The following is a 12,768-nucleotide window of genomic DNA, read 5'->3' on the forward strand; positions in this document are numbered from 1 at the left end:
TGGGCCCCTGCGCCATCGCTACTGCCCCGCTCAAACCAGGCCACGCCAGCACCCGCGCCTTGTCGAACTCGGCCTGCCTCGTGCAGCGCTTGATTCGGCGCGCTTTCAGCGCCGCCCGCTGCGCACCGTCCACACCAGCAGCACCACGCCGCACAGGCCGGCGCCGATGAAGCCGGCCAGTCCCAGGGCGGTGCGGAAGCGGCTGGGCACGCCACCGCTGTCGATCACGATCGAGGAGCCCACGATCAGCGCGGCTGTGATGATGCCCATGGTCAGCCGGTTGACCGCATGCGCGAACTGGTTGCCGAACGGGCGCAGGCTGGTGACCTCCAGCTGGATGTTGCCGCGGCCGTAGCGGCGCAGCAGCCGGCGCAGCTCGCGCGGCAGGTCCTCGAGCAGGTCCAGCGATCCGGCCAGGGCGCGCTGGCCGCGGCGGGCGAGCCGGCGCGGCGCATAGCGCCGCAGCATCGCCCGCTCCAGGAACGGCCGCGCCTGGCCGGCCATGTCGAATTCGGGGTCCAGCAGGCGGCCCAGGCCCTCCAGGGTCAGGAAGGCCTTGACCATCAGCGCCAGGTCGCCCGGCAGCACCAGGCCGTGTTCGCGCAGCAGCGCCGAGATGCCCAGCAGCATCCGGCCCATGCGCAGGTCCTTGAGCGGCAGGCCGCGGTACTGGTCGATCATCTCGTCGATGTCGGCCTGCAGGCGTTCCTCGTCCACCTCCGCATCGCCGGCCCAGTCGATCAGAATGTCGGCCACGTCCTGCGGCTGCTGGGCCACCATGCCGTAGAGCAGCCGCGCGATCTGCGCCCGGCGCGGGGCGCTGACGTGACCGACCATGCCGAAGTCGATCACCGCGATGCGCCCGTCCGGCAGGTAGAACAGGTTGCCCGGGTGCGGGTCGGCGTGGAACAGGCCGTCCTCCAGCACCATCTTCATCACGATGTCCGCCCCGGCCTGGGCCAGGCCGCGCCGGTCCAGGCCGGCGGCCTCCACCCCGGCGATGTCCGCGCCGGGGATGCCCTCGACGAAGGCCTGCACGTTCAGGCGTTCGCTGGTCCAGGCCCAGTAGACCTTGGGCACGACCATCTCCGGGTGGCCGGCGAAGTTGGCCGCGATGCGCTCGGCGTTATGGCATTCGGCGGCGAAGTCCAGCTCGTTGCGCAGCGAGGCGGTGAACTGCCGCACCATCTCGCGCGGGCGGTAGCGGCGCAGCTCGGGCGCGCGCGCCTGGACGATCTCGGCCAGCCGCGCCAGCAGGCGCAGGTCGGCCTCGATCGTCTCGCGGATGCCGGGCCGGCGGATCTTGAGGATCACCGCGGTGCCATCGGCGAGCCAGGCGCGGTGGGTCTGGGCCAGCGAGGCGGCGGCCAGCGCGGTGGTGTCGATGCGGGCGAACACCGCCTCGGGCTCGGCGCCCAGGTCCTCGCGCACCTGCGCGCGGATCAGTTCGAAGTCCAGCGCCGGCACGTTGTTCTGTAGCTGGCCCAGCTCGCGCAGGAACTCCGGCCCCAGCAGGTCCACGCGCGTGGCCAGGATCTGGCCCAGCTTGATGAAGGTCGGCCCAAGCTCCTGCAGCGCCCGGCGCAGGCGCTCGGGCGTGGACATGGTCAGGTACTCCTCGGCGTGCTCCAGGCGCAGCAGGCGGCCGGCCTTCTCCAGCGCGCCGGTCATGCCGATGCGCCGGGCCACGTCGCCGAAGCCGTAGCGCACCAGCACCGTGGCGATCTCCTGGATGCGCCCCAGGTCGCGCACGGTGGACAGGGTCTCCCACAGCGCACCGTGGGGCTTGTTCACAGCGCCTGACCCAGCCCGCTCAACGCCGCGGCCACGGTCTGGCGGCGCACCGCGTCGCGGTCGCCGTCGAAGTGGAACACCTGGGCGCGGGCGTAGCCGCCGCGCCGCTTCCAGCCGATCCACACCGTGCCCACCGGCTTGTCCTCGCTGCCGCCGCCGGGGCCGGCGATGCCGGTCACCGCCACGGCCACGCTGGCGCCGGAATTGACCAGCGCGCCTGAGACCATCTCGATCACCGTCTCGCGGCTGACCGCGCCGAAGGTCTCCAGGGTCTGCGGGCGCACGCCCAGCATCGCCTGCTTGGCCTCGTAGCTGTAGGCGGCCATGCCGCAGTCGAACCAGGCCGAGGAGCCGGCGATGTCGGTCATGGCCTTGGCGATCCAGCCGCCGGTGCAGCTCTCGGCGGTGACCAGGCGGTCGCGCTGCTCGTGCAGGCGCTGGCCGACCGCGGTGGCCAGTTGGGTCAGTTCGGCATCGGAAGGCGGCATGAGGCGTCCAGGGTCAGGCGGGTCCGTTCCAGTATCCCAGATCGTCGGACCCGGCCCGATCGGGCGCGGCATCGTGCGATGCCGCGTGCGTTTTCCGTGTAAACGATTACATTTCACCACCTGACCCCGCCACCCGAAGTGGCCCGAACACGCTTAAGCCCTGGAGGGAGCGGCATGACCCAACACCGAATCACGCGGCGACAGCTGCTTACCGCCGCAGGCGCGGCCACCCTGCTCTCGCAGCTGCCGATGGGCCTTGCGCTGGGCCGCGCGCGCGACGGCGCGAAGACACCGGCCTTCATCGACGACCTGATCGGCCGCATGAGCCTAGTCGAGAAGGCCGGCCAGCTGACCCTGATGGCCTCGGCCAGCCAGAACGGCGCGGCCGCCGCGGCCAACCCGATCAGCAACACCTCGGCGGTGTCGGCGCAGGTGGCCGCGGTCAAGGCCGGCCAGCTGACCGGCGTATTCAACAGCTCCAACGTGCTCTGGCACGAGCGCCTGCAGAAGGCCGCCATGCAGAGCCGGCTGAAGATCCCCATGCTGTTCGCCGCCGATGTCATCCATGGCTTCACCACGGTGTTCCCGGTGCCGCTGGGCGAGGCGGCCAGCTTCGAGCCTGAGCTGGCCCGGCGCACCGCGCGCGCGGCGGCGATGGAAGCATCGGCGGTCGGCATCGACTGGACCTTCGCGCCGATGGTGGACATCGCCCGCGACGCGCGCTGGGGCCGCGGCGTGGAAGGCAGCGGCGAGGACGTGCTGCTGGGCCGGCGCATGGCGGCCGCGCGCGTGCACGGCTTCCAGGGCGAGCGCGGCCTGGCCGACCCCGAGGCCGTGGTCGCCTGCCCCAAGCATTTCTGCGCCTACGGCGCGGCCGAGGGCGGCCTGGACTACAACACCACCGACGTGTCCGAACGCGTGCTGCGGCAGACCTATTTCCCGCCGTTCCAGGCCGGCTTCGACGCCGGGGCGATGACCACGATGGCCTCGTTCAACGAGATCTCCGGCATCCCGGCCACGGCCAACCACTGGCTGCTGGACGATGTGCTGCGCGGCGAATGGGACTTCACCGGCGTGGTCGTCTCCGACTACACCGGCGATGAGGAACTGATCGCCCATGGCTTCGCCCGCGACGGGCGCGATGCGGCGCGGCTGGCGATCCTGGCCGGCGTGGACATGAGCATGCAGAGCGCGCTCTACCTCAAGCACCTGCCCTCGCTGGTGGAAAGCGGCGAAGTACCGATGGCGGTGGTCGACCGCTCGGTGCGGCGCGTGCTGCAGCTCAAGGCGCAGCTGGGTCTGTTCGACGATCCGTTTCGCCGGATCAGGCCATCGGCGCCCTCGCGCCAGCGCCTGCCCGAGACGCTGGAGCTGGCGCGCGAGGCCGCGCGCAAGTCGGTGGTGCTGCTGAAGAACGAGGACGATGTGCTGCCGCTGCGCACCAGCGGCCAGCGCATCGCCCTGATCGGCCCGCTGGCGCAGGACTGGGACAGCACCAAGGGCCCGTGGACGCTGTTCGAGGGCGACGATACGGGCAGCGACCTGGCCACCGGCATGAAGCAGACGCTGGCCGATCCTTCCCTGCTGCAGGTGGTGGCCGGCTGCGGCTACCAGAAGCCGCTGGCCGGCGGCGTGCAGGAGGCGGTGGCCGCCGCGCGCGCGGCCGACGTGGTGGTGATGGCCATCGGCGAGTCGCGCGACGACTCGGGCGAGGCGCGTTCGCGCACCTCGATCACCGTGCCGCAGGTGCAGCAGGACCTGCTCGACGCGGTCGCGGCCACCGGCAAGCCGGTGGTGGTGGTGCTGGGCAACGGCCGCGCGCTGGCGCTGGGCAAGCTGGCGCCCAAGGCGCAGGCGGTGCTGGTGGGCTGGTACCTGGGCTCGCGTTCGGGCCTGGGGCTGTGCGATGTGCTGTTCGGCGCGCACGGGCCGTCGGCGCGCCTGCCGGTCAGCTTCCCGCGCGAGTCCGGCCAGGTGCCGTACTACTACGACCACAAGAGCACCGGCCGGCCCGACCCGGAGCCGGAGAAGCTCAGCCCGTTCAAGACGCGCTACATGACCGCGCCCAACTCGGCGCTGTTCCCGTTCGGCCATGGGCTGACCTACGGGCGGATCGAGTACGGCGGGCTGGACATCGGCGATGGCCGGCTGCCCGCCGATGGTGCGCTGACGGTGCGCGCCACGATCAGCAACCGCGGCAGCCGCGCGGCCGAGGAAGTGGTGCAGCTGTACGTGCACGACCGCGTGGCCAGCATCACCCGGCCGGTGCAGGAGCTGAAGGACTTCCGCAAGATCCGCCTGGAACCCGGCGCCAGCGCGCAGGTCGAGTTCACCCTGCGTCGCGCCGACCTGCTGTTCATCGGCCAGGACCTCAAGCCCACGGTCGAGCCGGGCCTCTTCGATGTCTGGGTGGCGCCGTCGGCCGAGGTGGACGGGCTGCACGCGACCTTCGAACTGCTGGGCTGATCCTCGCATTGGGGGCCGCGGTCTCTTCACACCACGTCGCGGCCGCCCTGTAGAGCGGAGCTTGCTCCGCTGCCCTTCGGCCAGATCGTGGGAGAGCGCCAGCGGAGCGAGCTCCGCTCTACAGGCGGCGGCGCTTGTCGGCGGTGTCGCATGCGGGGCGGGTGGCTAGGCTACGCTTGCGCCTTCTGCTCCCCTCGCCCGCGCGCATGCCTCAACTCGAGTACTACGGTTCCAACGAAGACGGCTTGATCTGGGGCTACCGGTTCGTGCCCGGCCAGCCGGCCGAGGCGTTCGGCAGCGAGGCCGTCGATGCCTTCCTGGCCGATCCGCAGGCCCGCGCGCGCGGCGAGTTCCTGTGGCTGCACTTCTCGCTGGCCAACCAGGCCTCGCGGCGCTTCCTGGCCAACCGCCTGACCCTGCCGGAGGCCTTCCACGACTCGCTCGGCAGCGGCGTGGGCTCGACCCGGCTGGAGCTGGACGAGGGCGCGCTGGTGGCGGTGATCCACGACGTGCTGTTCGACTCCACTTTCGACGCATCCGAGGTCGGCACCACCACGCTGAGCATCGCGCCGCGGCTGGTGGTCAGCGCGCGGCTGCGGCCGCTGCGTTCGGTCGAGCAGCTGCGCACGGCGGTGCGCAACGGCCAGGACTTCCGCTCGCCGGTGGACCTGCTGGCGCATCTGCTGCGCGACCAGGCCAGCGTGCTGGGCGACATCGTGCGCAAGTCGACCGCGCGCGTGGACCAGATCGAGGACCGGCTGCTGGACAACCGCGTGGCCACCGACCGCAAGGAGCTGGGCGCGCTGCGCCGCTCGCTGGTGCGGCTGCAGCGCCTGCTGGCGCCCGAGCCCACCGCGCTGTTCCGGCTGTTGAACCGGCCGCCGGCCTGGATCAGCCGCGAGGACGTGATCGATCTGCAGCAGGCCGCCGAGGAGTTCTCCACCGCCGTGGGCGATTCGGCCTCGCTGGTCGAACGGGTCAAGCTGATCCAGGAAGAGCTGGCCGCACTGGTCAACGAGCAGAGCAGCCGCACGCTGTTCATCCTGACCGTGGTCACGGTGCTGGCGCTGCCGGTCAACCTGATCGCCGGCCTGTTCGGCATGAACGTCGGCGGCATGCCGCTGGCCACCTCGGCGCACGGCTTCGCCGTGGTGGTCACCTGCCTGGTGCTGCTGACCGCGGTGCTGGCGTGGCTGGCCTTCGGTCGGCGCGCGGATTAGGCGTTCGCCGGGATTGGGCAGCGACAGGCTTCGACGAAAAACCCGAAGTGCGCGGCAGGCCGGCCTTCCGCCTCAGAGCATCTCGAGCGCGCGCTTGGCACGCGGCGGCGGGAAGGCGCGGTCCAGATCGGCCAGGTCCTCCTCGGTCAGCGTGAGCGACAGTGCGCCGGCGTTGTCCTCCACATGCGCGCGGCTGGCGGCCTTGGGGATGGCGATGACGCCCTGCCGGCGCAACACCCAGGCCAGCGCGACCTGGAGATCGCTAGCGTTGTGGCGCCGGGCGATCTTCTGCAGCGCCGCGTGGCCCTTGAGCCGGCCCTGCTCCACCGGGCTGTAGGCCATCGCCGCGATCTGACGTTCTTCCAGCCACGGCAGCAGGTCGTATTCGGGCCCGCGCCGGGTGAGGTTGTAGAGAATCTGGTCGGTCGCGCAGTGCGTGCCGCCGGCGTCGATGAGTTCCTCCATGTCGTCCACGTCGAGGTTGCTCACGCCCCAGTGGCGGATCTTGCCCGCCTGGCGCAGCGCCTGCATCGCCTCGACGGTCTCGGCCAGCGGCACCGCGCCTCGCCAGTGCAGCAGGTACAGATCGATATGATCGGTGCTCAGGTGGCGCAGGCTGCGTTCGCACGCCTGCGGCAGACGGCTGCGCGAGGCGTTCTGTGGGTAGGCCTTGCTGACCACGAGCACGTCGTCACGCCGGCCCTGGATCGCCTCGCCGACCAGGCGCTCGGACGCGCCCTCGCCGTACATCTCGGCCGTATCGATCAGGCGCAGGCCGAGGTCGATGCCGCGCTGCAGGGCTTCGATCTCCGCCTTGCGCCGCGCCGGATCGTCGCCCATGTTCCAGGTGCCTTGGCCGAGAACCGGGACGTCCTGGCCGCCGAGTCGGGTGGTCGGAATGGGAGACATGGCGATACACCTGCGCTGCACGACGAGACTTGCCGTGCGGACGAACGTAACGCTCGAGCGCTCAGCGAGGCGTGAGCGGCACGCGGACAATGTGTGTAGCAGCGAACATGCATCCCTCGCCCTGCAGCATCACGAGGGCAGACAGGTCGTAAATCTCAAGCGCGCTCGCTGGTGATGGTGGCGCCCTCGCGCATCACCAGGGTGACCGGCGTGCGCGCGACCACGTCGAGCAGACGTTCCCACTGCGCATCGCTCAGCTCGGCCGAGGCGTGCAGCTTGCGATGCACGTGCAGCTTGCCGTCGGCGTCACGCTCGGAGGACAGCTCGGCGCTGAATTCGCCCAGGTCCCAGCCCTTCTTCTGCGCGTACATGCGCAGCGTGATGGCGGTGCAGGCGGCCAGCGAAGCCAGATACAGGTCGAACGGCGCCATGCCCTGATCCTGCCCGCCCAGCGCGGCCGGCTCGTCGGCAATCAGCGTGTGGTGCGCAGTGGAAATGCGGTGGGCGTAGTCGGTGCCGGTGGACTGGATGCGGACGTGGGACATGCGGGGCTCCTGTGGTTCATCGCCTGGTGGGAGGCTGTGCCAGCTCGCCGCCAAACGGAACGGGCGAGCCGATGTGGGTCGTGCTGGCTGCGGTGCGCACTCGTTGATCCCCGCCGCTCATCGCCCGGCACCGCCGGAAGCGGAAAGCGGACGCGACAGCGCGACATGCGCCTCCATGCAGGCCACCAGGGCGTCGAACACCGCCTTGCAGCGCCGGCTGCCGCGCAGGTCGCCGTGCATCGTGACCCAGGCCTCGAGCGGAAACGAGAACGCGTCGGGCAGCACGCGGACCAGTTTGGCATCGCGCGCGGCCAGCGCCGCCTGGCAGGCGCCGATGCCGCAGCCGGCGCGGATCATGGCCAGCTGCGCCACATCGCTGTCGCTGCACAGCGCGAAGGCGTCGCGGCCCAGGAACGGGAAGCGCGCCGTGGCGGCACGCAGGAACGGCGTTTCGCGATCGAAGCCGATCAGGGCGTGCTGCTTCAGTCCGGCGAGCGTGGCCGGCGTCCCGTGCCGTTCGAGATAGTCGGCGTGGGCGAACAGCCCCAGTTCGATGCTGCCGACCCGGCGCGCGACCAGGGCCTGCTGCCGGGGCGGGGTCATGCGGATGGCGATATCGGCCTCGCGCTGCAGCAGGTCCTGCACGCGGTTGGTGGGCACCAGTTCGATCTTCAGCAGCGAGTGCTCGTTGCGCAGGCGCGCCAGCGCGTGCGGCAGCACCTCGATGCCGATGACCTCGCTGGCCGAGATGCGCACCGTGCCGCGGATGCCCTCGCCCTGACTGAGCGCTTCACGTTCCAGGGCGGCGGCGGTGTTGCGCATGGCCTCGGCATGCCCCCGCAGCGCGACGGCGGCATCGGTCGGCACCAGGCCGGCCTGCGTGCGGGTGAACAGGGTCTGCCCGAAGGCGGTTTCCAGGGCGGTGATGTGCCGGCCGACGGTCGGCTGGGTGATGCCCAGGGCACGCGCGGCGCCGGACAGCGAACCTTCCGTCAGGACCGACAGCAGGCTGCGGTAGTGCTCCCATCCGATCTTTTCGGCCATACGAAAATGTATAGCGGATCGATGGCGATCGGCAATTCACAGCCATCCGGATCTGGCCGACGCTGCCTCCCATCGACAGGAAGGAAGCAGCTCCATGGATATCTCTTCGAACAAACAAGCGCTGGTCCTGGGCGCCAGCGGCGGCATCGGCGGCGAAGTCGCGCGCCAGCTGCGCGATGCGGGTTGGCGCGTCCGGGCCCTCAAGCGCGGCCTGGACACGGTGGCCGAGCAGCGCGATGGCATCACCTGGCAGCGCGGCGACGCGATGAACCGCGACGATGTCATGAGCGCCGCGCGCGGCTGCCAGGCCATCGTCCATGCGGTCAATCCGCCGGGCTATCGCCATTGGGGGCAGCGGGTGCTGCCGATGGTGGACAACACCATCGCCGCCGCCATCGCCGAACGCGCCACGATCGTCCTGCCAGGGACGGTCTACAACTACGGCCCCGACGCGTTTCCCCTGATCGCCGAGGACGCCCCGCAGCATCCGACCAGCCGCAAGGGCGGCATCCGCGTGGAGATGGAGGACCGCCTGCACGCTGCCACCGCGCAGGGCGCGCGTGTGATCGTGGTGCGCGCCGGCGACTTCTTCGGGCCGCGCGCGGGCAACAGCTGGTTCTCGCAGGGCCTGGTCAAGCCGGGCCAGCCGGTGAAGAAGATCCTGCTGCCCGGGAAACCTGGCGTCGGGCACCAGTGGGCTTACTTGCCCGATGTGGCGCGGACGATGGTGGCGCTGCTCGGTCGCGGCGAGACCCTGGCGCCGTTCGCCCGCTTCCACATGGCCGGGCACTGGGACGCGGATGGAACCCGGATGGCACAGGCGATCCGCACCGTCGCCCGCAGGCACGGACAGGACCCGGCCGTGGCGGCCTTCCCCTGGTGGCTGACCTGGGCGCTGGCGCCATTCGTCCCGACACTGCGCGAGCTGCGGGAGATGCGGTATCTCTGGAACGCGCCGGTGCGTCTGGACGGCCGACACCTCGCGGCCGTCCTGGGCGAGGAGCCGCACACGCCACTGCAAGACGCGGTGGAGGCGACGCTGGCCGGAATGGGCTGCATCCCCCGCATGGGCGCGTCGCCGGCCTCAGCGCGTACCAACTGATGCATACACGCCTGCCGCTCGTCCTTAGCGCAGCGGCTCCATAAGAAGCCCTTGCGCAAATCCAGACGCAGCGCCGCGCCGACATCAGCCCCCACAGACACCCGGTTCCTGGCCCGCGGGGAAGGACGGGTGCGGTCAGCCGTTCTAAACTTGGCGCCCGGCGTGTCCGCCGACGCCGGGCGCCGCGACAGGCGCATCGCCTGATGCCAAGGGCGCCTCAGCCCTCAGCCGCCGCCTCGCCTCGCCTCGCGCCCAGCCTGACCGCTCCCCCACCGAGAACCCGATGTTGCAGTCCACCGATTCAGCAGCCAACAAACCGAGCAACAGCAAGGGCGCCGTCGAGCACACGCCCCTGATGAAGCAGTTCTTCGCGGCCAAGTCCGAGTATCCGGACCTGCTGCTGTTCTTCCGCATGGGCGACTTCTACGAGCTGTTCTACGACGACGCGCGCAAGGCCGCGCGGTTGCTGGACATCACCCTGACCCAGCGCGGCAGCTCGGGCGGCGCGCCGATCCCGATGGCCGGCGTGCCGGTGCACGCCTACGAGGGTTATCTGGCGCGGCTGGTGGCGCTGGGCGAGTCGGTGGCGATCTGCGAGCAGATCGGCGACCCGGCCCTGGCCAAGGGCCTGGTCGAACGCAAGGTGGTGCGCATCGTCACCCCGGGCACGGTCACCGACGAGGCGCTGCTCAACGAGCGCCGCGACACGCTGCTGATGGCGCTCGCGCGCGGCAAGGCCGGCTACGGGCTGGCGTGGGCGGATCTGGCCGGCGGGCGCTTCCTGATCAACGAGGTCGAATCCGACGACGCGCTGGAGGCCGAGCTGGCGCGCCTGGAGCCGGCCGAACTGCTGGTCCCCGACGAGGAAGGCTGGCCGGCGTTCCTGGCCGGGCGCAGCGGCGTGCGCCGGCGCGCGCCGTGGCTGTTCGATGCCGACAGCGGCCGGCGCCAGCTGCTGCAGTTCTTCAAGCTGCACGACCTGACCGGCTTCGGCATCCAGGACCGGCCGCAGGCCATTGCCGCCGCCGGCGCGCTGCTGGGCTATGTCGAGGAGACGCAGAAGTCGCAGCTGCCGCATCTGAGCGCCATCGCGCTGGAGCCCTCGGCCGAGGCGATCGCCATGAACGCCGCCACGCGCCGCCATCTGGAGCTGGACACGCGCGTGGACGGCGATGTGCGCCACACGCTGCTGGGCATCCTGGACAGCACGGTCACGCCGATGGGCGGGCGCCTGCTGCGCCGCTGGCTGCATCGCCCGCTGCGCGCGCACGACGTGCTGAACCAGCGCCACCACGCCGTGGAGACCTTGATCGAGCGCGGCACCGCGGTCGACCCCACGACCAGCGTCGGCCAGGCGCTGCGCGAGGCCTTCCGCGCCTTCGGCGATGTCGAACGCATCCTCACCCGCGTGGCGCTGCGCTCGGCGCGCCCGCGCGACCTGTCCACGCTGCGCAACAGCCTGGCGCTGCTGCCGCGCCTGCGCGAACTGCTCGTGCCGCTGGATTCACCACGCCTGGCGGCGCTGGCCGCGGCCATGGGCGAACACGACGCCACCGCGCACCTGCTGGTCAGCGCCGTGGCCGAGCAGCCGCCGCTCAAGCTCACCGATGGCGGCGTGCTGGCCGAAGGCTTCGATGCGGAACTGGACGAACTGCGCCAGCTGTCGACCAACGCCGACCAGTTCCTGATCGACCTGGAGGCGCGCGAGCGCGCCTCCAGCGGCATCGCCACGCTGAAGGTCGGCTACAACCGCGTCCACGGCTACTACATCGAGATCAGCAAGGGCCAGACCGACAAGGCGCCGGTGCACTACACCCGCCGCCAGACGCTGACCAATGCCGAGCGCTACATCACCGAGGAGCTCAAGGCCTTCGAGGACAAGGTGCTGTCCGCGCGCGAGCGCGCGCTGGCCCGCGAGCGCGTGCTGTACGAACAGCTGCTGGATGCGCTGGGCGAGGTGCTCGAGCCGCTCAAGCGCTGCGCGGCGGCGCTGAGCGAACTGGACGTGCTGTGCGCCTTCGCCGAGCGCGCCCAGGCGCTGGATTGGACCCGACCCGAACTGCTCGAGGCGCCCTGCCTGCTGATCGAACGCGGCCGCCATCCGGTGGTCGAGGCCGTGCGCAACGAGCCGTTCGAACCCAACGACCTGCGCCTGGACGGCAGCGACACCGCCTCAGCGCGACGCATGCTGGTCATCACCGGCCCGAACATGGGCGGCAAGAGCACCTACATGCGCCAGAACGCGCTGATCGTGCTGCTGGCGCATATCGGCAGCTTCGTGCCGGCCAGCCGCGCGAAGATCGGGCCGATCGACCGCATCCTCACCCGCATCGGCGCCGGCGACGACTTGGCCCGCGGCCAGTCGACCTTCATGGTGGAAATGGCCGAGACCAGCTACATCCTGCACCACGCCACGCGCCACTCGCTGGTGCTGATGGACGAGATCGGCCGCGGCACCTCGACCTACGACGGCCTGGCGCTGGCCGACGCGGTCGCGCGCCATCTGGCCGCGGTCAACCGCTGCTACACGCTGTTCGCCACGCACTACTTCGAGCTGACCGCGCTGGCCGACGAGAGCGTCGAAGGCGGGCCCAGCGGCATCGCCAACGTGCATCTGGATGCGATCGAGCATGGTGAGTCGCTGGTGTTCATGCATGCGGTCAAGGACGGCGCGGCCAACCGCAGCTTCGGCCTGCAGGTCGCCGCGCTGGCCGGCCTGCCGCGCAGCACGTTGAACCAGGCGCGCCGCCGCCTGGCCGAACTGGAACGGCGCGGCAGCGACACCCACGCCTCGAAGATGGCGCCGCAGGCGCTGGACGCGCCGCAGCAGTTCGGCCTGTTCGCCGCCGCGCCCTCGGCCGCGCAGGAAGCCCTGGCCGCGCTCGACCCGGACGAACTCAGCCCCAAGCAGGCGCTGGAGGCGCTGTACCGGTTGAAGGCGCTGCTGTAGCGAGCGCGAATCGCTGTTGAGGACCGCTCCGGTGTGAGCCGACGTCGTGGGAAAAACACGAGGGATCGGCTTGGCGGGAGCCACTGTCCCTTCCGATCACATCGCCGCCCACCTGTAGAGCGGAGCTTGCTCCGCTGCGTTTCGATCAGATCTAGGGGAAAGTCCCGGCGGAGCAAGCTCCGCTGCGTTTTCGATCGGATCTTCGGGGAAGCCTCAGCGGAGGTAGAGCGGAGCTTGCTCCGCTGCGTTT

Annotated in this window: 9 protein-coding genes; 4 read left to right on the forward strand and 5 right to left on the reverse strand. The window is 70.8% G+C overall.

The window, feature by feature from the left end; genetic code table 11:
* Positions 1-105: 105 nt before the first annotated feature.
* Together ACFJIT_RS09185 and ACFJIT_RS09190 are read right to left on the reverse strand one after the other, a co-directional pair.
* Positions 106-1,773: an AarF/ABC1/UbiB kinase family protein gene (locus ACFJIT_RS09185; protein WP_130519312.1), complete on the reverse strand. Its 1,668-nt coding sequence runs from the start codon at positions 1,771-1,773 to the stop codon at positions 106-108.
* A 17-nt stretch (positions 1,774-1,790) separates the two neighbouring features.
* Positions 1,791-2,282, reverse strand: coding sequence for a CinA family protein (locus ACFJIT_RS09190; protein ID WP_130518983.1), 492 nt, complete (start codon positions 2,280-2,282; stop codon positions 1,791-1,793).
* 174 nt (positions 2,283-2,456) lie between these two features.
* On the opposite strand from ACFJIT_RS09190, the gene ACFJIT_RS09195 reads away from it, so the two are divergent.
* Together ACFJIT_RS09195 and ACFJIT_RS09200 are read left to right on the forward strand one after the other, a co-directional pair.
* Positions 2,457-4,748: a glycoside hydrolase family 3 N-terminal domain-containing protein gene (locus ACFJIT_RS09195; RefSeq protein WP_379655657.1), complete on the forward strand. Its 2,292-nt coding sequence runs from the start codon at positions 2,457-2,459 to the stop codon at positions 4,746-4,748.
* Between the two features lie 206 nt (positions 4,749-4,954).
* Positions 4,955-5,968 (forward strand): transporter, encoded by a 1,014-nt coding sequence (locus tag ACFJIT_RS09200; RefSeq protein WP_379655658.1) that lies wholly within the window; start codon positions 4,955-4,957, stop codon positions 5,966-5,968.
* A 72-nt stretch (positions 5,969-6,040) separates the two neighbouring features.
* Here the strand turns inward: ACFJIT_RS09200 and ACFJIT_RS09205 are convergent, their stop codons facing one another.
* From ACFJIT_RS09205 to ACFJIT_RS09215, 3 genes are all read right to left on the reverse strand, one after another.
* Entirely contained in the window at positions 6,041-6,877 is an 837-nt protein-coding gene (locus tag ACFJIT_RS09205) for an aldo/keto reductase (RefSeq protein ID WP_379655659.1), read from the reverse strand.
* A gap of 155 nt (positions 6,878-7,032) precedes the next feature.
* Positions 7,033-7,422: an OsmC family protein gene (locus ACFJIT_RS09210; RefSeq protein WP_379655660.1), complete on the reverse strand. Its 390-nt coding sequence runs from the start codon at positions 7,420-7,422 to the stop codon at positions 7,033-7,035.
* Positions 7,423-7,539: 117 nt separating this feature from the next.
* A complete protein-coding gene (locus ACFJIT_RS09215; RefSeq protein WP_379655661.1) occupies positions 7,540-8,466 on the reverse strand; it encodes a LysR family transcriptional regulator in 927 nt (308 codons plus the stop codon).
* A gap of 100 nt (positions 8,467-8,566) precedes the next feature.
* Between ACFJIT_RS09215 and ACFJIT_RS09220 the strand changes: the two genes are divergently transcribed.
* On the forward strand, positions 8,567-9,568 hold the full coding sequence (locus ACFJIT_RS09220; protein WP_379655745.1) for an NAD-dependent epimerase/dehydratase family protein: 1,002 nt from the start codon (positions 8,567-8,569) through the stop codon (positions 9,566-9,568).
* 355 nt (positions 9,569-9,923) lie between these two features.
* A complete protein-coding gene (mutS, locus tag ACFJIT_RS09225; protein ID WP_379655746.1) occupies positions 9,924-12,518 on the forward strand; it encodes a DNA mismatch repair protein MutS in 2,595 nt (864 codons plus the stop codon).
* Positions 12,519-12,768 lie beyond the last annotated feature (250 nt).

Origin of the sequence: Pseudoxanthomonas sp. UC19_8 (genome assembly GCF_042700505.1) — a bacterium.
Taxonomy (GTDB): Bacteria; Pseudomonadota; Gammaproteobacteria; order Xanthomonadales; family Xanthomonadaceae; genus Pseudoxanthomonas_A; species Pseudoxanthomonas_A winnipegensis.